We start from the raw sequence: 21,065 nt of genomic DNA on the forward strand, positions 1-21,065 counted from the left end.
CTAATGACCCGAGAGGCTTAACCTTACAACACCGAAGGTGTTTTGGTGAGAGACGCAAAAGATAAATGATATTCAGCTTGTTTTGAGATTGGTTCCGGTGGTTACAGAGAAAGCTGTAACGGTTGGAATAAAACAGATTTGCCTGGCGGCGATAGCGCGGTGGTCCCACCTGACCCCATGCCGAACTCAGCAGTGAAACGCCGTAGCGCCGATGGTAGTGTGGGGTCTCCCCATGTGAGAGTAGGGAACTGCCAGGCATCAAACAAAGCGGAAAGCCTCATGCGAAAGCATGGGGCTTTTTGTTTTATGTGCTGTTACCCCGGAAAAGTAGGATACTGACGTAAGACGCATATCTTGATAGCGGATTGCTATCTTGACCGCTGTAACCAGCGATGGATAAATATGGCGATCTGTTCAGGTTGATTGATATCCAGCTGTGGGATCGATGTTTTCAGCGCCCGATCTGAGGCAACGGCGATGACAAATTCGTCCAGTAAATCCTCCAGCGATCTTCCCAGTTCCTGACGAAATAGTACGATCTTGCTAATTTTCTCCTGCTTGAATCCCTCTACTAAAATAAGATCGAGAGCGGTAGCGTCCATCTTCTTCGCCAGATCACATAAATTGGGTGTTTGCTGATCCGGTGTTTCCGTCATCAAAGCCCACCGTTGGCTGCTGACCACCATGGTTTGCTCTGCCCCGGCTTTACGCAGCTCATAGCTGTCCTTGCCCGGGGTATCAATGTCCATGTGATGATGCGTGTGCTTGATTAAGCCAACCCGAATGCCGCTGCTCTTAAGGATGGGGATGATTTCTTTTAGTAGCGTTGTTTTACCTGTACCGCTATAAGCCGCAATAGCGAGTAGACAAGGTTGTTCAGGATTCATGGTGGCGCCTCTGGAAGTTTGACAGGTCTTCAGGGAAATTCAGGTTATGGAATGCGTCAGGCTGGTCGGCAAATGAAACGGCGGTTGCTTCCACCTGTTCCATAAAAATCATTAGTTTACGATCGCCATGACTAAGATAATCTTCCAACGGCTTCATAAGGCATCGATTTATCAGCAGCAAAGTGGGATGACCACGGCTGCCGTCAGTGGCGTAAGCGGCGTTTTTCCCTTTCCGCTCTCTCCATAACCGTTTTACCAGGTCTTGCGGCAGCTCAGGAACATCGCAGGGAACGAAGACAATCCATTCTGACGTTACGGCATACATGCCGGTAAGTATACCTGCCAGCGGCCCGGAAAAGTCGTTTTGGAGGTCGCTTATTACCCTACACCCGCTTTGTCGATAGACAGGAAGGTTGCGATTGGCATTAATGATGACCTCGTCGACCTGTATTCTCAGCCGTATCAGTACGTGTTGATATAACGGCATACCCTTTAGCTCCAGCAGACCTTTATCGCAACCGCCCATACGCGTTGCCTGTCCGCCAGCCAGAATCACACCAGTGATCATTGTTCGCCCCGGTTATCTAAGTCAGAGGTTATTTTCTGCAAACATTTACTGGAGACCAAGTTCTTTTCACACCTTAACAAGACTGTTATTTTTGTCATTGTATTTACTTCCGAGGATAAAAAAATGAAATGTCATCGCGTTAATGAATTGATTGAACTGCTACATCCCGCCTGGCAAAAAGAACCTGATTTGAATCTTGTGCAATTTTTACAAAAACTTGCACAGGAGGCCGGGTTTGAGGGGCAGTTTAATGAGCTGACTGATGATATCCTTATTTATCATCTGAAAATGCGTGACTCGGATAAAGAACAGGTCATCCCAGGGCTTAAAAAAGATTATGAAGAGGATTTCAAAACCGCATTGCTTCGTGCTCGTGGAGTAATTAAGGACTAGGGCGGGGAGAAACAGAGTCTGGTCGGCACTGATATCCGCGCGTATTTATCTTACATCGCATGTTACTGGTAGTGGTTGTTATGAACAGTTCGGTTTTTAATTTTCAGACGTTGTTTCCCGAGTTGATAATGGATGCATTGTTGGATGCGGGGATACGTGTGGATTCTGGTTTAACAGCGCTAAACAGTTATGAAAACCGGGTATATCAGTTTACCGATGAAGATCGGAAGCGGTTTGTGGTTAAATTCTACCGTCCAGAACGGTGGAGCACCGCCCAGATTCTTGAAGAGCATGCGTTTGCCCGTGAGCTTGCAGACGATGAGGTGCCGATTGTCGCCCCATTGGATCTTAACGGCAGTACGCTGCATCTTTACCAAGGATTTCATTTTGCTGTTTTCCCGAGCGTCGGCGGTCGGCAGTATGAAATAGATAATGAAGAGCAATTAGAGTGGGTAGGGCGTTTTTTAGGCCGAATTCATCAAACGGGCCGTAAATCATCATTCGCTGAACGACCGACAATCGGTGTGAATGAATATCTGCATGAGCCTTATACGTTGCTGGAGAGTTGTCCGCTAATACCGAAAAAACAGCGAAATGCTTTTTTACAGGCAACCGGCAAGCTGATAGATGCCGTTGGGGCTTATTGGCATACGGATTGGCAATCGATTCGTCTGCATGGCGATTGTCACCCGGGTAATATTTTATGGCGTGATGGCCCTCTGTTTGTTGATTTGGATGATGCGCGTAATGGCCCGGCAATACAGGATTTGTGGATGCTGCTGCATGGTGAACGCCGTGAACAGCGTATTCAGTTAGATATTTTGTTAGAAGCTTACAGCGAGTTTACTGAATTTCAGGATAAAGAGTTGGCGTTAATTGAACCGTTACGCGCTATGCGTCAGGTTCATTATTTGGCCTGGATTATACGACGTTGGGAGGATCCTGCTTTTCCCCGAAATTTTCCCTGGATAAAAGATGGCGATTTCTGGCTTAAACAGACATCGATATTTACCGAGCAGGTTAAGCTGTTGCAGGAGCCTCCGCTACAGCTAATGCCAATGTACTGAATTGAATGGAGAGAGAGTATTTTATGAAAAAATTATGGTTTGCGCTGATTGGCGTCGTTTTGGCATTTAGTGCGTCGGCGGCTGAATTTTCTAATGGCAAGCAATATATAGAATTGGATAAACCTGCCACTCAGGAACCTCAGGTTCTTGAGTTTTTCTCATTCTACTGTCCGCATTGTTATCAGTTTTCACTGGTTTATCATATTCCCGAAGCGGTAGAAAAAGCATTGCCCACCGGTACGAAAATGACCCGTTATCATGTTGATTTTCTGGGACCGTTGGGAAAAGAATTGACTCAAGCCTGGGCGGTGGCGATGGCGCTGGGCGTTGAAGATAAAGTGAGTCCGCTGCTGTTTGACGCGGTGCAAAAAACGCAAGCGCTACAAAAGCCGGAGGATATTCGTAAGGTCTTTATTAGCGCGGGCGTTAGCGCAGAAGAATTTGACGGCGCATTAAATAGCTTTGTTGTGAAATCTTTAGTTGTTCAGCAGGAAAAAGCAGCGGCGGATTTACAATTACGCGGTGTTCCCGCCATGTTCGTTAATGGCAAATATATGATTAAGAATGATGGTCTGGATACCAGCTCCATGGATACATACGTCAAACAGTATGCTGAAGTTGTAAAATTCCTGATTGATAAAAAATAAACCATCCACTCTATAAACCACGCTGGTTATATCGGCGTGGTTTTATCATACAATCTCAATCACGGGTTTATCGGGAAACCGAGGGTTCATTAATATTGGGTGGAATAATTTATATCCACAAATACGGATTGGCTTTTATTGAACATTAAAACTGATGGGTTTTATTACAAGTATATGAAAAATATGAATAAAAAATTAATTAAATTATTTATTAGTGTCATAAATAATTAATTTTTTATTTCTATTCACAAACTTATCCACAGGTTGATCTTGCGAGGATCTGTGCAAAAAACGAAACATATCGTGCGTTAAGGATCGTCTCTTTCCTCCAGCTATGGCATGCTTAGCAGTATGGCAGACGACAAAGATCATAACAGGCTATGGCTCAGATTGCAGAAAACCCTTTAATTTTAGTAGACGGTTCTTCCTATTTGTACCGCGCGTATCACGCATTTCCGCCGTTAAGCAATAGCGCCGGCGAACCAACGGGCGCGATGTACGGCGTACTGAATATGCTGCGGAGCTTGCTGTTGCAATATCATCCCAGTCATGTGGCGGTGGTATTTGATGCCAAGGGCAAAACGTTCCGTGATGAGTTGTTTGAGAACTATAAAGCTCATCGTCCCCCGATGCCGGATGATTTACGTGAACAGATTGAACCCTTGCATAATATGGTAAAGGCGATGGGATTGCCGTTACTGGCGGTTTCCGGCGTGGAGGCCGACGATGTTATCGGCACGTTGGCTTTACAGGCTGAAAATGCGGGTGTCCCGGTGCTGATTAGTACCGGAGATAAGGATATGGCCCAGTTGGTTACGCCAAACGTTACGCTAATCAACACCATGAACAATACCATTCTTGGCCCACAGGAAGTGTGTGACAAATATGGTATTCCACCGGAATTGATTATCGATTTCCTTGCTCTGATGGGGGACGCTTCCGATAACATTCCCGGGGTGCCCGGCATCGGCGAAAAAACGGCGCAAGCCCTGCTTCAAGGACTGGGCGGTCTGGATATGCTGTATGCGAATCTGGACAAGATTGCCGGATTGTCATTCCGCGGCGCGAAGACCCTGGCGCCGAAGCTTGAGCAGCATAAGGATGTCGCCTATCTTTCCTACCAGTTGGCCACCATTAAGACGGATGTCGAATTAGCGTTAACCTGTGAACAATTAACGGTGAATGAACCTGATGTTGATGAACTGCATCGTTTATTTGCGCGTTACGAATTTAAACGCTGGTTGTCAGATATCGAGTCTGGTACGTGGCTACAGAGTAAAAAAAGTCATCAGCCGGCGCAACAAGTCATGAGAGCGGTAGAAGAAAGCGGCAATAAGAAAGAAGAGACGATAGCGCTTTCCTCTGAAGGCTATGTCACCATCCTGGATGAGAAGACGTTGCTTGATTGGGTTGAACGCATAAAAAAAGCCGATGTTTTTGCGTTTGATACGGAAACCGATGGTCTGGATACCCTCACGGCTAATCTTATCGGGATGTCGTTTGCCGTGACGCCGGGCGAAGCCGCTTATCTGCCGCTGGCGCATGATTATCTGGATGCGCCGGAACAGTTGGATCGGGCCCAGGTTCTGGCGCTGTTTAAACCGTTGCTGGAAGATGAGACGCTGCTCAAGGTCGGCCAGAATCTCAAGTTCGATAAAGGCGTGATGAAACGTTATGACATCGAATTACGCGGCATCGCTTTTGATACCATGTTGGAATCCTATGTTCTGGATAGCGTTGCCGGCCGTCACGATATGGACAGCCTGGCAGAGCGCCATCTTGGCCACAAAACCATCACCTTTGAAGAGATCGCGGGCAAAGGCAAAAATCAGCTCACTTTCAATCAGATTGCGCTGGAGCAGGCCGGCCCTTATGCTGCGGAAGATGCGGATGTCACGCTGTATCTGCATCAGAAAATGTGGGCTAAATTACAGCAGCACGCAGAACTGCGTAAGGTGTTTCAGGATATTGATATGCCGCTGGTGCCGGTGTTATCCCGGATGGAGCGCGGCGGCGTGCTGATCGACCCCGCCATACTGGCGGAACATTCGAAAGAACTCACCCTCCGTCTGGGAGAGTTGGAAACACAGGCGTACGAACTGGCGGGCGAAGAGTTTAATCTGTCGTCAACCAAACAGCTGCAAGGCATTCTGTATGAGAAGCAGAAGCTGCCGATTCTGAAAAAAACGCCCAAAGGGGCGCCCTCCACCAATGAGGAAGTGTTGGCGGAACTGGCGTTGGACTATCCGCTGCCGAAGCTGATTCTTGAGTATCGCGGGCTGGCGAAACTGAAATCCACCTATACGGATAAGCTGCCGCTGATGATTAATCCGGCAACCAAGCGTGTGCATACCTCTTATCATCAGGCGGTGACGGCGACCGGTCGCTTATCCTCCAGCGATCCCAACCTGCAAAATATTCCGGTGCGTAACGACGAGGGCCGCCGGATACGGCAGGCGTTTATTGCGCCGAAGGGGTATAGCATTGTTGCCGCCGACTATTCACAAATTGAGTTGCGCATCATGGCGCACCTGTCTGGCGATAAAGGGTTGCTGCGAGCGTTCTCTGAAGGACTGGATATTCACCGGGCGACGGCGGCGGAAGTGTTTGGACTGGCGCTGGATAAGGTGACGTCAGAGCAGCGTCGCAGCGCGAAAGCCATTAACTTTGGTTTGATTTACGGTATGAGCGCCTTTGGGTTATCTCGTCAGTTGAACATTCCACGTAGCGAATCGCAGAAATACATGAATCTGTATTTCGAGCGTTACCCAGGCGTTCATGACTACATGGAGCGAACTCGTCAGCAGGCGGCTGAACAAGGTTATGTTTCTACGCTGGACGGCCGTCGTCTTTACCTGCCGGATATTAATTCGCGTAACGCGATGGCGCGTAAAGGTGCTGAACGGGCCGCCATCAACGCGCCAATGCAGGGAACCGCTGCCGATATTATCAAGAAGGCGATGATCGCCATTGATGGCTGGTTACAACAGGACAAACCGCTGGTGAACATGATCATGCAGGTTCACGATGAACTGGTTTTTGAGATCCATGATTCGGTTTTGGAAGAATCCAAACGTAAAATCAGAGAGTTAATGGAAGGCTGCATGCAACTTAACGTTCCGCTGCGGGTTGATATCGGAACCGGACTGAATTGGGATGAAGCGCATTAAGCGGGCGATGGCTTTTTCATTCTGTAATTAAATGACAGTATTGTGTGACCTGGTTTAACTTTGTGTCTTTAGCTGCGATTTTTTATGAAAGTAAACAACAAAAAAACTTTGTTCCGATGAAAAAATAATGTAGAGTTAAAGATGTAGGGTACAGAGGTAAGATGTTCTATCTTTCAGACCTTTTACTTCACGTAATCGGATTTGGCTGAATATTAGCCGCCCCGGTCAGTTTTGACTGGGGCGTTTTTTATTCGTCTCATCCCTGAGACTCACCCTACGGGCTACCACCATCCCTGCTGACTACTCGCTTGCCTGCGGGTCTTCCTCTTCTTCCGCCTGCGGCAACGTGCTGAACCAGCTATCGAGTTTTTGGCGGAGCTTATCGACGCCTAATTTCTTCAGTGAAGAGAACGCTTCTACCTGAATATCTCCCATAAATGGCAATACCGCTTCGCGCACCATGTTGAGCTGCGTTTTGCGTGCGCCGGAAGCCAGCTTGTCTGCTTTCGTCAGCAGAACCAGAACGGGAAGCTGCACATCGGCCGCCCATTGCAGCATTTGCTGATCGAGATCTTTCAGGGGATGGCGAATATCCATCAGCACCACCAGCCCTTTCAGGCTATTACGCTTCTGGAGATATTCCCCTAACGCGCGTTGCCACTTAAGCTTCATTTCTTCCGGCACTTCGGCGTAGCCATAGCCGGGCAAATCGACCAGGCGAATCCCCTCAGCCACTTCAAACATATTGATAAGCTGGGTTCTTCCCGGGGTTTTACTGGTACGCGCCAGATTTTTCTGATTGGTCAGCGTATTGAGCGCACTTGATTTACCGGCGTTAGAGCGCCCAGCAAAGGCAACTTCAATACCGCTATCGGTTGCCAGGTGGCGAATATCCGGGGCGCTGATGACAAAATGCGTCATATGGTAGTTATATTGCTGGGTCACAATAATTATCTCTATCTGGATCTCTGTCTGGTTGGGGATTATACCTGTAACTGACAATAAAGGCGGTTTTATCTGTGTTTGAGCGTTTGGCCGCAATCGGTAAAGATTACCGAAATAACGAAAAGCATCATTGGCTGATGTGAGCGCTTTTTTATTGCCGGGCTTTCTGCTAGATTCCGCCGCAATGACCTCCACCTGTGTACCTGAGAGCAACATGATGAACCAACCAGTTAAAGGATCGGGTGGTAATGCCACCAAACCAAAAGTGAAAAGAAAAACCCGTGAAGAATTGGATCGGGAAGCGCGCGATCGCAAGCGGAAGAAAAAACATCGCGGCCATGTTGCGGGAAGCCGCGCTCAGGAAAGCGGCGCGGTAGGAAAAACCGACGGGCAGCGTAAGCTCGCCGATCCGCGTATTGGCAGCAAAAAACCGATATCGTTGGGTAGTAAAGAAAAAACCGTCGCCAAGCCTAAGTCCGTGGCCCCGGAGACTCAACCGGTCGCGCTGTCGCCGGAGGAAGAGCTGACGCAGTTGGAAAACGATGCCCGCCTGGATGCGTTGCTGGATCGTCTGGATAACGGCGAAACGCTGAGTGCTAAAGATCAGGCGTGGGTGAATGTTACATTGGATCGTATCGACATATTGATGGAACAACTTGGCATTGAACTGGGCGATGACGACGATGAAGAAGAGCAAAAGGAAGATATGCTGCAACTTCTGAAACGTAATAGCTCGAAAGACGACTTTTAATCAATGAAGTGGTTGTTCCTGCTGCTAACATTCCTGGTTACGGTTTATCTTTTTTGTTTGTTAACCAAATTATGGATGCTGTCAAAACGCAAAGCGCGGCTGCATCGTGCGGTTTTTAACGGACGGCAGATGCCAATGAGGCGAGTCTCAGGAATGAGCCGCGTGAAAAAACGCCGGGCGCGTTTTTCAACGTCACGCAGTGACGGCCCGAAAGGCGGTGGGCAGGGGTAGCCGCCAATAAAAAAGACTGGAGTGAGCACGATGTCTGAGCAGGCAGTTGACTGGGACCTGGCCCTGATTCAAAAATATAATTATTCCGGGCCGCGTTACACGTCTTACCCTACCGCGTTGGAATTCAGCGAACGTTATGACGAGCCGGCTTTTCGGCAGGCTATCGCACGTTATCCGCAGCGAGCGCTTTCATTATATATCCACATCCCGTTTTGCCATCGGCTGTGCTACTTCTGCGGCTGTAATAAGCTGGTAACGCGTCAGCAGCATAAAGCGGATGAGTATCTGGATGTGCTGGAGCAGGAAATTCGACAACGTGCTCCGCTATTTGCCGGGCGCACGGTCACGCAAATGCATTGGGGCGGCGGTACGCCGACGTATCTTAATAAAACGCAAATCAGCCGGTTGATGTCGCTATTGCGCGATCAATTTTCTTTTTCCGATCGGGCCGAACTGTCGCTGGAGGTCGATCCGCGGGAAATCGAGCTGAATATTCTGGATCACCTGCGTGCCGAAGGATTTAATCGCCTTAGCATGGGGGTACAGGATTTTAATAAAGAAGTCCAACAGCGGGTGAACCGCGAACAAGACGAAGATTTTATTTTCGCCCTGATTGCGCGGGCTAAGCTGCTGGGGTTCACTTCAACCAATATTGACCTGATTTACGGTTTACCGAAACAGACGCCGGAGAGTTTTGCTTTTACCTTACAGCGAGTGGCTGAATTGAACCCTCATCGGCTCAGCGTATTTAATTATGCGCATTTACCCACTTTGTTTGCCGCCCAGCGGAAAATTAAAGAGGCGGATTTACCGGGCGCAGAGCAAAAGCTTGAAATACTGCAACAGACCATCAGTACCTTAACGACGGCCGGCTATCAGTTTATTGGCATGGATCACTTTGCCCGCCCGGATGATGAACTGGCGATTGCGCAACGGGCGGGGGAATTGCACCGCAACTTCCAGGGGTATACGACGCAGGGTGATAGCGAGCTGCTGGGGATGGGCGTATCGGCGATTAGTATGATCGGTGATAACTATGCTCAGAACCGCAAGGAGCTGAAGCACTATTATGCCCAGGTAGCGGAAACCGGAAATGCGTTGTGGCGAGGGTTACAGCTGACGCCGGATGACTGTATTCGGCGTGATGTGATTAAAACGCTGATATGTAATTTCCGCTTGTCCTACGCAGCGATTGAGGCTGATTACGATATCAATTTCAACGCGTATTTTGCCGAAGATATGCAACAGCTGGCGCCTTTAGCGGCCGATGGGCTGGTGGAGATACAAGAATCCGGGATTATCGTGACGCCGAAAGGTCGTTTGTTGATCCGCAATATCTGTATGTGCTTTGACGTTTATCTGCGTAATAAAATGCGTGCAAGACAGTTTTCGCGGGTGATCTGATTCCTTTCTGCCACGCTTCAGCGGTGTATTATCCGGATTTATTATGACAGGGAGAGGCATCCTCTCCCTGAGTAGTATATCCGAAAGATTAAGGTTCGATTAAGGTTCGGTTCCCCATATCAGTTTACCTTGGTGGTAAACGGTCATGTTGCTCCAATCGACGAAGTTCGTGGCGTCGCGGCTATAAGAGTAATCATTGGTTTCATCATAATTACTCCAGTCATAAGGATGGATGCGCGCCTGAATTTCGCCGCTCTGTCCTTGCGCCGGGATCGCGCCCGCGCCGCTGCTGAAGGTGAATTCCACGTAGCGGTTTGCTCGCGCGTTGCCGCCGGTAAGCGCGGTGGACGCTGTTTGAACATTGTCCGCTCCGACGGCGGCCCAGTCGATGTATCTCTGATCGCTGGTTTTACCGTCGTCGTTAAAGTAATAACGTACTTTCAGATCGCTCATCTTGATTGCGCTGCTGCCGTTATTTTTGATATTAAACGCCAGGCGGATCGAATTATCGGACGGGTTGCTGTCGTTATTGCGATATTGCAGCACCACGCTCTCGCTGCCGGTACTCGGATTTTGCGGCGTTTGCGGCGTATCGCCGTTGTTGGCGAGATCGGACCCGGCGCGAATCTGCTCCCTGACGAATTTACCCGAAGCGGACAGGTTTGCTTCCGTCCAACCGCCGGTCGTGCTGGCGCCCGGCGCCAGCGCAGCGGAGGCTTCCTGTTTATCCGACAGCGACCAGTTTACCCAACTGATGCCGCGGTTGTTGAGAAAATCGATCCAGACTTTTGATTCCGGCAGGAACGGTCCGCCGTTGCCGGATGCATCGCTGGTGCCCCATTCACTGACGAACACCGGCAGCCCCTGGTTTTGCGCGACATTAATCCGGTCGCGTAGAGACTGTCCGTGCGTACCCGCATAGAAGTGCAGCGCGTACAGGGTGTTCGCATCCGGCAGCGGATTGTTTGCCGCGTCATGGATATCCTGGCTCCAGGTGCCGGTGCCCACGATGATGATGTTGTCGGGATCCCTGGCGCGAATGACCTGCGTCACCTCGGCGGCATACGGACGGATCTGCCCGTTCCAGTTCACGTTGCCGTTCGGTTCGTTGGCGATTTCGTAAATGACGTTGGGCGAATTGCCGTAGAGTCCGGCCATTTCATTGAAAAAAGTTTTCGCCTGCGCCTTATAAGTGTTGGGATCGCCATCCGACAGAATATGCCAGTCAATGATGACGTAGACGCCAAGCTCCTGCGCGGCGGTGACGGCTTCTTTCACTTTGTCGGCGATGGAAGGGTTGGCGATATAACCGCCGTCCGCCGTGTACATGGCGGCGCGGAATACCGAGATCCCCCAGTCATCCCGCAGCCACTTAATCGCATCCCGGTTAACATATTGGCCGTACCATTGCAGACCGTGAGAACTGATCCCTTTCAATTGCACCGGTTCGCCGTTCGCATTAACCAACCTTCCGTTCTTGACGGACAACTGGCCGTATTTTTGCACTGGCGGGGTGGTGGCGTTTACAGAGGATGTCCAGAGGAAGAAGCTTAATATGATGGTTGCCAGGGTGGTCGCCGTTCGCCTGAGCAAACGGTTATTGACCGATATATCCATGTTTGTTTCTCCTTACTAAATAGTTAAATATAACTTTAGTATAAGATGTCTGTTAGACGTTCTTTTCTGCCGGCAGGTGGTAGTTTTTTTATAATGGAACGTGCTGAAATAACGCTTTATTGTTTGGCGGTTATCGCGTGGAGAGACAGTGAAATGATCTGAAAATTGGTCTCCTGACTCAAAAAACATCAGGAAAAGCATTTTTATCTTAAGTGAAATTAATTGAATTGATACGGACATCGGCGGCGGTTTATTTTATCGCTCACATGACGTAACGCGGGGTCGCTCGCTACCGTAAGGGAGAACAAAGAACAATAGTCCGATGCCGGTCAGTTTAACTGACCGGCATCGACCAAATCGCGGGTATTGCGCGGCATATCCAGCCAAGTGTCGGCACTTAGCTAAAGAAGTTAATCAGTGCGGCGCACAGTATGGCGGCGATGGCGGCTTGCGGCGAGTGGCTGGCCGCAGAGCTTATTTCAGCGCCGTGCGTCACCACGGAAATTAATGAATCCAACATAGTGCTCCTCCCGAATCAGCGACACGATCATACTGCTGACTCGGGGCAAGTAAAGGACAAATTAGCGACAATTTCGTGCGTCAGATTGTATTTCTTACAGCGGGTTGTCCTTACCCGCTGTTTTGCCGGTCGCCGCCCGGCAAGGATAAATAACGTTTTGCCGTTTTTTACCCTCCGACGATCTTCCGGCGAACAATTGTGCAATAAAAGCGCAACCTCGGTTACTCCATTCCCAGCTCTTTCAGCTTGCGCGTGAGGGTATTTCGTCCCCAGCCAAGTAAACGGGCCGCTTCCTGCTTATGGCCCTGAGTATGACGCAATGCCGTTGTGAGCAGGGTTCTTTCCATCTCCGGCTGAGCTTCGGCCAACAGGTTTTGATGACCGGAACGTAACGCCCGATCCGCCCACTGGGCCAATAAGGTCGCCCAACTGTCAGGCAGCATTTGCACCGTGGCGTCGGGTGCCGTGGTTTCAAAGAGTTCCGGGGGCAAATCCTGGATCAGAACTTCTTGTCCGGCAGCCATCACGGTTAACCAGCGGCAGGTATTTTCCAACTGACGCACGTTCCCCGGCCACGGCAGGCGCGTGAGCGCGGTTTCCGTTTCCGGATGCAGGTTTTTCGGCTCGACGCCCAATTCTTTGGCGGTGGCCTGTAAAAAATAACGAGCCAGACGGGGAATATCTTCGCGCCGTTCACGCAGAGGCGGCAGATGAACCCGAATCACGTTCAGGCGATGGAAGAGATCATCACGAAATTTGCCTTCCTGTACCCGCAACTCAAGATTCTGATGCGTGGCGGCAATAATTCGCACGTCCACTTTTACCGCGGCATAACCGCCAACCCGATAAAACTGGCCATCAGCCAGCACCCGCAATAAGCGGGTCTGAACATCCAGCGGCATATCACCGATTTCATCAAGAAACAGTGTTCCGCCGTCCGCCTGTTCAAACCGTCCCTGCCGGATTTGATTGGCGCCGGTAAATGCGCCTTTTTCATGACCAAATAATTCCGATTCGATCAGATCTTTGGGGATTGCCGCCATGTTCAGCGCGATAAACGGCGCTTTGGCGCGTGGGCTATGGCGATGTAAGGCATGAGCGACAAGCTCTTTCCCCGTACCGGATTCGCCGTTGATCAATACGCTAATGGAAGAGCGTGAAAGACGGCCGATAATGCGGAATACGTCCTGCATCGCCGGCGCTTCGCCGATGATATCCGTCGTCGGGCCGTTGCTCGGCTGATTGCGAACCGGTTGCTGTTGTTCCAGATAATGGCTGATGGCGCGTTCGACCAGGGCCACCGCTTCGTCAATATCAAAGGGTTTCGGTAAATAATCAAAAGCGCCCTGTTGATAAGCGCTGACGGCGGCATCAAGATCGGAATGCGCCGTCATGATGATGACTGGCAGCATCGGATGCCGTTGTTTTATTTGCTGCAATAACGCCAGCCCATCCATTCCGGGCATGCGGATATCGGACAACAGGACGTCTGGCGTTTGCGTCGCCAGAGCGTGCAGAGCCTGATTTCCGTTATCAAACGTGGCGCAGGTCAAGCCCGCGCCAGTGAGCGCGCGTTCGAGCACCCAACGGATGGAGCTATCGTCATCGACAATCCAGACTATCCCTCGTTGCATTGTGAACCTCACTGGCGAATGGGCAGGTAAACCGAGAATTCGGTATGACCTGGCCAACTGTTAAATTCAATTTTACCGGAGTGTTGATCGATAAGGCTGCGGGCAATCGATAATCCCAAACCGGTCCCCCCCTCGCGTCCGCTTACCATGGGGTAAAACAGCGTATCCTGTAGTTGGGCGGGGATGCCGGGGCCGTCATCTTCAATATCAATACGCGCGGCAAGACGGTAACGCACCCCATGCAAGGTGAGCTGAAATGCGGTGCGGGTACGTAAAGTGATGGTGCCGCCTTCTTCACCCAGCGCCTGTAACGCATTGCGCATGATATTCAGCAATACCTGCTCAATCTGATCCGGATCGTGTGTAAGCTCCGGTAGACTGGGGTCATAATCTTTCACCAGCGTCACGTTGTCCGGTTTTTCCAATGAAACAAGCTGGCACACCCGTTCCGCCACCTGATGGATGGTTTGAGTTACATGCAGACCGGGTTGCTGCGGGCCGAGCAGGCGATCGACCAGATTACGCAGGCGATCGGCCTGTTCGATGATAACTTTGGTGTATTCGGTCAGCGCCGGATCGGGCAAGGCTTTGGATAGCAGTTGCGCCGCGCCGCGTAACCCGCCGAGCGGATTTTTAATCTCATGGGCCAGCCCTCTGACCAGATCGCGGGCCGCCTGCTGTTGGGCCTGCTGGAGCTGCTCCTGGCTAAGGCGGCGTTGGTTATCCATTGGCGCCATCTCCAGCAGAATGAAGTTATTCTGTATCCGCTGGGCCGTGAGCGACATAATATGCGCTTTGCCGTCGATAACAATTGTGACTTCGTTATCCGTAAAACCTTGCCCTGAATCCAGACTTTCACGCATCAAATCTATATTCAGAGAAAAGTACCCCAGCAAATCCGGCAGCGGCGTACCTGACAATTTACGCGAGCTTTGCGCCAGTAGTTGTTGTGCTGCTGGGTTGGAATAATGAATAGACAGATCGTTATCCAATAACAAAATGCTGTTTATTAAAGAATTTAGGATCTGCCCAGCATCGGGCAGCGTGCCTGTTGCCATAACGCAGACTCCCGCACCGTATAAGTGCATAGTAGTGTAGATGATGGATAAGATGCCGCAACTTCAGAGCCGGTGGAGAAAAAAGCCCATCCTGAGATGGGCTGAAAAGTTTCCACGGCAACAAAAAATTTTCAGGAAAATTTTTAATAACGCAAAGCGTTAGCTCGACGGCTTTCCTGGAATGACGGGCATGGTTAGCCGGTCACAAAAACTATCTTAAAAACGGTGGTTCCGGCGGTAGCCTGACCGTCAGCACGATCAAACTACCGCCTTACTTATGATGCAGCGCGGTGATTAAACGCTGTAGTACAGTTCGAACTCAACCGGATGCGGCGTCATGCGAACGCGGTCATTTTCCGCTTTACGCAGTTCGATATAGGCATCAATCGTGTCATCGGTGAATACGCCGCCACGAGTCAGGAATTCGCGATCCGCATCCAGCGCGTTCAGCGCTTCCTCCAGCGAACCTGCAACCGTTGGGATTTCGCTCGCTTCTTCCGGCGGCAAATCGTACAGGTTCTTATCCATCGCATCGCCAGGATGGATCTTGTTGATGATCCCGTCCAGGCCGGCCATCAGCAGCGCAGAGAATGCCAGATACGGGTTAGCGGCCGGATCCGGGAAACGGACTTCAATACGGCGCGCTTTCGGGCTGGCAACCACCGGGATACGGATAGAGGCGGAACGGTTACGTGCGGAATAAGCCAGCATGACCGGCGCTTCGTAGCCAGGAACCAGACGCTTGTAGGAGTTGGTGCTGGGGTTGGTCAGCGCGTTGATGGCTTTCGCGTGTTTGATGATACCGCCGATATAGAACAGCGCGGTTTCAGACAGGCCGCCGTATTTGTCGCCGGAGAATAGATTGGCGCCGTTTTTGGCTAACGACATATGGCAGTGCATACCGGAACCGTTATCGCCGAACATCGGCTTAGGCATAAAGGTGGCGGTTTTGCCGAATGCGTGAGCAACGTTGTGCACCACGTATTTGTAGATCTGAATTTCGTCAGCTTTTTTGGTCATGGTGTTGAAGCGGGTAGCCACTTCGTTCTGACCAGCGGTTGCGACTTCGTGGTGATGAGCTTCAACCACCAGTCCCATTTCCTCCATGGTCAGACACATGGTGGAACGGATGTCCTGTGAAGAGTCTACCGGAGGAACAGGGAAGTAACCGCCTTTTACTCCCGGACGGTGACCTTTGTTGCCGCCTTCGTATTCTTTGCTGGAGTTCCAGGCGCCCTCGATATCATCGATAGTGACATGGGAGCCGGAGATGCTGCTGCCGAAACGAACGTCGTCAAACAGGAAAAATTCAGGTTCCGGCCCGAACAGAACGGTATCGGCAATACCGGAAGAACGCAGGAAATCTTCGGCGCGTTTGGAGATGGAACGCGGATCGCGATCGTAACCCTGCATGGTGCCGGGTTCCAGGATGTCACAACGGATGATCAGCGTGGATTCTTCAAAGAACGGATCGATGACCGCAGTGCTGGCATCCGGCATCAATACCATGTCGGATTCGTTAATGCCTTTCCAGCCGCCAATCGAGGAACCATCAAACATTTTGCCTTCTTCAAAGAAATCGGCATTAACTTGGTGAGCCGGAATGGTGACGTGCTGTTCTTTGCCTTTGGTATCGGTGAAGCGCAAATCAACAAACTTCACTTCATGTTCATTCAGCATCGTCAAAACATGTTCTGCGGACATACTTGGTTCTCCCGATTGTCATTTATCGTCGTGGAACGAATATCGTTGTGGATTGATGTTGTTACCGTGAGTAGACTAAAGCTAAAAGTGTGCCAACTTTTTAAATTAGTGCGATGTGTTGCCCTTTGGGGCTTTCCTTATCAAAACCCGCTGCACCATTATAGCAGATGGCACCAAAATGGTGCTTTATGGGTGAATGTGTGCACTAATATGGTGCGCAGGTGCCAACTTGTAGCGCTTTTGCACCGTGAAAGGGATCACAAAGTAAGCAGCATCAGGTTGTTTATCATAGATGCTTGTGATCTTGTTTAGTCCCTCGATTAATACGTGTACAATAGCGCGCTATTTCTAAATGCCTGAGGCAAAGCTGTGATCGAAAATTTGCGTAACATCGCCATTATTGCGCACGTTGACCATGGGAAAACCACCCTGGTTGATAAGTTGTTGCAACAATCCGGAACTTTCGGAGAACGCACTGAAGCAACCGAACGTGTAATGGACTCCAACGATTTGGAGAAAGAGCGTGGAATTACCATCCTCGCCAAAAATACCGCCATTAATTGGAAAGACTACCGTATTAACATCGTGGATACACCGGGACACGCCGACTTTGGCGGTGAGGTTGAACGTGTTATGTCGATGGTCGACTCGGTGCTGTTAGTCGTTGATGCAATGGATGGCCCGATGCCGCAGACCCGTTTCGTGACCAAAAAAGCATTCGCTAATGGTCTGAAACCGATCGTGGTAATCAACAAGGTCGACCGCCCCGGCGCGCGTCCAGACTGGGTTGTCGATCAGGTGTTCGACCTGTTCGTGAACCTGGACGCCACCGATGAACAACTCGATTTCCCCATTATCTACGCGTCGGCGCTGATGGGGATCGCGGGTAACGATCACAATGATATGGCGGAAGATATGACCCCGCTGTATCAGGCGATCGTCGACCATGTTTCCGCGCCGAAAGTCGAGCTTGATGCGCCGTTCCAGATGCAAATCTCTCAGTTGGACTATAACAATTACGTGGGTGTTATCGGCATCGGCCGTATCAAACGCGGTAAAGTTAAGCCTAACCAGCAGGTCACCATCATCGACAGCGAAGGCAAAACCCGTAACGGCAAAGTCGGTAAGGTTCTGACCCATATGGGTCTGGAGCGTATCGAAGCGACGGAAGCCGAAGCTGGCGACATCATCGCTATCACCGGTCTGGGCGAACTGAACATCTCCGACACGGTTTGTGATGTGAACGCGGTTGAAGCGTTGCCGGCGCTGTCCGTTGATGAACCGACCGTAACCATGTACTTCAACGTCAACACCTCGCCGTTCTGTGGTAAAGAAGGTAAGTACGTGACTTCACGTCAAATCCTTGACCGCCTGAACAAAGAGCTGGTGCACAACGTGGCGCTGCGGGTTGAAGAAACTGAAGATGCCGATGCGTTCCGCGTTTCGGGCCGTGGTGAACTTCACCTGTCGGTGCTGATCGAAAACATGCGTCGTGAAGGTTTCGAACTGGCCGTTTCACGTCCTAAAGTTATCAATCGTAAAATCGATGGCCGCATGCAAGAGCCATTCGAAAACGTGACGCTGGATATTGAAGAGCAGCACCAGGGTTCAGTGATGCAAGCCATGGGCGAGCGCAAGGGCGATGTCAAAGACATGGTTCCTGATGGCAAGGGCCGTATTCGTCTGGATTACCTGATCCCCGCTCGTGGTCTGATCGGTTTCCGTACCGAATTCATGACCATGACGTCCGGCACCGGTCTGCTGTACTCTACCTTTAGCCACTACGATGACGTGCGTCCGGGCGAAATCGGTCAACGTCAGAACGGCGTACTGATCTCCAACGGTCAGGGTAAAGCGGTCGCTTTCGCCCTGTTCAGTTTGCAGGATCGCGGTAAACTGTTCTTGGGGCACGGCGCTGAAGTGTATGAAGGCCAGATTATCGGTATTCACTCGCGTTCCAACGATCTGACGGTAAACTGTCTGACCGGTAAGAAACTGACCAACATGCGTGCTTCCGGTACGGATGAAGCAACGACGCTGGTTCCGGCGATTAAAATGTCGCTGGAGCAAGCGCTGGAATTCATCGATGATGACGAACTGGTCGAGGTTACGCCATCATCCGTGCGTATTCGTAAGCGTCATTTGACCGAAAACGATCGTAAACGCGCGAACCGCGGTCCTAAAGAAGGCTGATTTTTATCAGTAGCTTCTTATGTGTAACAGGGCGCCTTTGGGCGCCCTGAGTTTTATCTGATTCTCTCCGCTTTCATGTTTCCCGCTTTTCCTCCCTGTTCAGCTTTGCTATTTCCCGTTACAGTGAAAATCCCACGGTTACATCAGGAGGAAGATGCCATGCTTTATATCTTTGATTTGGGTAATGTCGTCATAGATATTGATTTCAATCGGGTGTTGGGCGTCTGGAGCAAGCTGAGCAGCGCGCCGTTGGCGACGCTGAAAGAGCGTTTTGTGATGGGCGAAACTTTTGAACAACATGAACGCGGCGAAATCAGTGATGAGGCGTTTGCTGAACGGTTATGCCATGAAATGGGCATCTCGCTGAGCTTTGAGCAGTTTTCCGCCGGATGGCAGGCTATTTTTGTGGCGCTGCGCCCTGAGGTCATCAATATTATGCAGCGGCTGCGCCGCCAGGGGCATCGGGTGGTGATCCTGTCCAACACCAATCGTCTGCATTGCGGCCACTGGCCGGTATTGTTCCCGGAAGTGGAAGAGGCCGCCGATCGTCTTTATCTCTCTCAGGATATCGGATTGCGTAAACCTGAAGCCGCTATTTATCACCATGTTCTGACGCAGGAAGGGGTAACGCCCGATCAAGCCATCTTCTTTGATGATAATCCTGCCAATGTCGCCGCCGCCCAGAAATTGGGCATCCACAGTATTCTGGTGACAGACCCTCAGGTGGTGCCGGATTTTTTTGCCTCGCAAGTAGCTGCTATCAATGAGTAACTCACCGCGTGGGGTTTGCGGCTGATTTTGCCGCGAATCTTTCAAAATAATGAAAACAGGAGCTGTAACATTCGATGATCGCGTTAATTCAGCGAGTCTCCAGCGCCAGCGTTACGGTGGAAAATGCCGTTGTTGGGGAAATCGGAGCCGGGTTGCTGGTGTTGCTGGGGGTTGAGCAAGGTGATGATGAGCAAAAAGCCGTGCGGCTTTGTGAGCGGGTTCTGGGTTACCGTATCTTCAGTGATGATAATGGCAAAATGAACCTCAACGTCCGCCAGGCGGGCGGCAGCGTACTGATTGTGTCGCAGTTTACGCTGGTGGCCGACACCCAAAAGGGAATGCGCCCCGGTTTTTCCCGCGGCGCGCCCCCGGCACAAGCCGATCGCCTGTATCAGTATTTTGCCGAACAGTGCCGCGAGCGGGGTATTCACACGGAAACGGGGCGTTTTGCGGCCGATATGAAAGTCGCATTGGTTAATGACGGGCCGGTGACGTTCTGGCTGCATGTATAAGGCGAAGACGTTCTTGTCACTATTTTTTAATGAGGCATGTTTATGTATCACCTGAGAGTACCTGAAAGCGCAGAAGAACTTGATGCGTACTATCAATTCCGTTGGGAGATGCTGCGTAAACCCCTGCACCAACCGCTGGGCTCTGAGCGCGATGCCTATGACGCACTGGCGCATCATCAGACGGTGGTGGATGAACAAGGGCGGCTGGTGGCGATCGGCCGCTTGTCCATCAATGCAGACAATGAAGCGGCGATGCGTTTTTTGGCCGTTCATCCCGATGTCCGTGGCAAAGGATTAGGGACGTTGCTGGCGATGGCGCTGGAATCGGTCGCGCGTCAGGAAGGGGCGAAGCGCGTCGTCTGTAGCGCCCGCGAGGACGCGATAGATTTTTTCGCCAAACTTGGTTTTGTGAATCAGGGGGAAATCACTGCGCCGCAAACCACGCCGATACGCCATTTTCTGATGATCAAACCGGTCGTGACGCTGGATGATATTTTGCACCGCCCTGACTGGTGCGGGCAGTTGCAGCAGGCCTGGTATCAGCACATCCCGTTGAGTGAAAAAATGGGCGTACGTATTAGTCAGTATACCGGTCAAAAATTTATTACCACCATGCCGGAAACCGGTAATCAGAACCCCCACCATACGTTGTTCGCCGGCAGCATGTTTTCTCTCGCCACCCTGACGGGCTGGGGATTGATCTGGTTGCTACTGCGTGAAAGGCATTTGGGCGGCACGATTATTCTGGCCGATGCGCACATTCGCTACAGTACGCCGGTAACGGGCAGACCAAGCGCGATTGCCGATCTCGGTTCGTTGAGCGGGGATTTGGATCGTCTGGCCCGGGGACGTAAAGCCAGGGTGCAACTGAATGTGGATCTGTTCGGCGATGATAAAAAAGGCGCGTTGTTCGAGGGGGTTTATATTGTCTTACCCGCTACGCCGAAAGAGCCGCTGGAACTAGGGGGATCCGAAATACGTTGATGGCGGCAA

General features: G+C 50.8%; 18 protein-coding genes and 1 rRNA gene. 11 read left to right on the forward strand and 8 right to left on the reverse strand.

All coding sequences use genetic code 11. From position 1 onward, the window contains the following. The first annotated feature begins 141 nt into the window (after positions 1–141). Positions 142–257 (forward strand): 5S ribosomal RNA (gene rrf / locus JG725_RS15785). Positions 258–368: 111 nt separating this feature from the next. Here the strand turns inward: rrf and mobB are convergent. Beyond that, entirely contained in the window at positions 369–887 is a 519-nt protein-coding gene (mobB, locus tag JG725_RS15790) for a molybdopterin-guanine dinucleotide biosynthesis protein MobB (RefSeq protein WP_172290967.1), read from the reverse strand. Further along, the gene (mobA, locus tag JG725_RS15795; RefSeq protein WP_172290968.1) at positions 877–1,455 is read right to left on the reverse strand and encodes a molybdenum cofactor guanylyltransferase MobA; all 579 of its coding nucleotides are present in this window, start codon (positions 1,453–1,455) and stop codon (positions 877–879) included. The genes mobB and mobA overlap by 11 nt, the downstream gene beginning before the upstream one ends. A 123-nt stretch (positions 1,456–1,578) precedes the next feature. On the opposite strand from mobA, the gene JG725_RS15800 reads away from it, so the two are divergent. The 4 genes from JG725_RS15800 (at position 1,579) to polA (ending at position 6,732) form a co-directional block, all read left to right on the forward strand. Continuing rightward, positions 1,579–1,848 carry a YihD family protein gene (locus tag JG725_RS15800; RefSeq protein WP_172290969.1) on the forward strand — a complete coding sequence of 90 codons (270 nt, stop codon included), beginning with the start codon at positions 1,579–1,581 and terminating at the stop codon, positions 1,846–1,848. An 80-nt stretch (positions 1,849–1,928) separates the two neighbouring features. Next, entirely contained in the window at positions 1,929–2,915 is a 987-nt protein-coding gene (locus tag JG725_RS15805) for a serine/threonine protein kinase (protein WP_172290970.1), read from the forward strand. A gap of 23 nt (positions 2,916–2,938) precedes the next feature. Further along, a complete protein-coding gene (gene dsbA / locus JG725_RS15810) occupies positions 2,939–3,562 on the forward strand; it encodes a thiol:disulfide interchange protein DsbA (protein ID WP_199378765.1) in 624 nt (207 codons plus the stop codon). Between the two features lie 380 nt (positions 3,563–3,942). Next, positions 3,943–6,732 (forward strand): DNA polymerase I, encoded by a 2,790-nt coding sequence (polA, locus tag JG725_RS15815; RefSeq protein ID WP_199378767.1) that lies wholly within the window; start codon positions 3,943–3,945, stop codon positions 6,730–6,732. A 300-nt stretch (positions 6,733–7,032) separates the two neighbouring features. Here polA and yihA read toward each other — a convergent pair whose 3' ends face one another. Further along, positions 7,033–7,677, reverse strand: a complete 645-nt coding sequence (gene yihA, locus JG725_RS15820) for a ribosome biogenesis GTP-binding protein YihA/YsxC (RefSeq protein ID WP_172290973.1) — start codon at positions 7,675–7,677, stop codon at positions 7,033–7,035. A 217-nt stretch (positions 7,678–7,894) separates the two neighbouring features. Between yihA and yihI the strand changes: the two genes are divergently transcribed. Then, positions 7,895–8,428, forward strand: a complete 534-nt coding sequence (yihI, locus tag JG725_RS15825; RefSeq protein ID WP_199378880.1) for a Der GTPase-activating protein YihI — start codon at positions 7,895–7,897, stop codon at positions 8,426–8,428. Positions 8,429–8,689: 261 nt separating this feature from the next. Continuing rightward, positions 8,690–10,063, forward strand: coding sequence for an oxygen-independent coproporphyrinogen III oxidase (gene hemN / locus JG725_RS15830; RefSeq protein ID WP_199378769.1), 1,374 nt, complete (start codon positions 8,690–8,692; stop codon positions 10,061–10,063). A gap of 99 nt (positions 10,064–10,162) precedes the next feature. Here the strand turns inward: hemN and JG725_RS15835 are convergent, their stop codons facing one another. The 5 genes from JG725_RS15835 to glnA all read right to left on the reverse strand — a co-directional run bounded on the left by JG725_RS15835 (position 10,163) and on the right by glnA (position 16,596). Further along, positions 10,163–11,680, reverse strand: coding sequence for a cellulase family glycosylhydrolase (locus JG725_RS15835; protein ID WP_172290975.1), 1,518 nt, complete (start codon positions 11,678–11,680; stop codon positions 10,163–10,165). 397 nt (positions 11,681–12,077) lie between these two features. Continuing rightward, positions 12,078–12,200 carry a YshB family small membrane protein gene (locus JG725_RS15840; RefSeq protein WP_172290976.1) on the reverse strand — a complete coding sequence of 41 codons (123 nt, stop codon included), beginning with the start codon at positions 12,198–12,200 and terminating at the stop codon, positions 12,078–12,080. Positions 12,201–12,421: 221 nt separating this feature from the next. Further along, complete coding sequence (glnG, locus tag JG725_RS15845; RefSeq protein WP_172290977.1) at positions 12,422–13,834, reverse strand: nitrogen regulation protein NR(I); 1,413 nt, start codon at positions 13,832–13,834, stop codon at positions 12,422–12,424. An 8-nt stretch (positions 13,835–13,842) separates the two neighbouring features. Next, a complete protein-coding gene (glnL, locus tag JG725_RS15850) occupies positions 13,843–14,892 on the reverse strand; it encodes a nitrogen regulation protein NR(II) (protein ID WP_172290978.1) in 1,050 nt (349 codons plus the stop codon). Positions 14,893–15,186: 294 nt separating this feature from the next. Next, complete coding sequence (gene glnA / locus JG725_RS15855) at positions 15,187–16,596, reverse strand: glutamate--ammonia ligase (protein ID WP_199378771.1); 1,410 nt, start codon at positions 16,594–16,596, stop codon at positions 15,187–15,189. A gap of 369 nt (positions 16,597–16,965) precedes the next feature. Here glnA and typA point away from each other — a divergent pair, with 369 nt between their 5' ends. From typA to fabY, 4 genes are all read left to right on the forward strand, one after another. Further along, positions 16,966–18,789 carry a ribosome-dependent GTPase TypA gene (gene typA, locus JG725_RS15860; RefSeq protein ID WP_172290980.1) on the forward strand — a complete coding sequence of 608 codons (1,824 nt, stop codon included), beginning with the start codon at positions 16,966–16,968 and terminating at the stop codon, positions 18,787–18,789. A gap of 159 nt (positions 18,790–18,948) precedes the next feature. Then, a complete protein-coding gene (gene yihX, locus JG725_RS15865) occupies positions 18,949–19,560 on the forward strand; it encodes a glucose-1-phosphatase (RefSeq protein WP_172290981.1) in 612 nt (203 codons plus the stop codon). 74 nt (positions 19,561–19,634) lie between these two features. Then, positions 19,635–20,072: a D-aminoacyl-tRNA deacylase gene (gene dtd / locus JG725_RS15870; RefSeq protein ID WP_199378773.1), complete on the forward strand. Its 438-nt coding sequence runs from the start codon at positions 19,635–19,637 to the stop codon at positions 20,070–20,072. A 42-nt stretch (positions 20,073–20,114) separates the two neighbouring features. After that, positions 20,115–21,056, forward strand: coding sequence for a fatty acid biosynthesis protein FabY (gene fabY, locus JG725_RS15875; protein WP_172290983.1), 942 nt, complete (start codon positions 20,115–20,117; stop codon positions 21,054–21,056). Positions 21,057–21,065: the final 9 nt, after the last annotated feature.

Origin of the sequence: Brenneria sp. L3-3C-1 (assembly GCF_016456245.1) — a bacterium.
Lineage (GTDB): Bacteria > Pseudomonadota > Gammaproteobacteria > Enterobacterales > Enterobacteriaceae > Brenneria.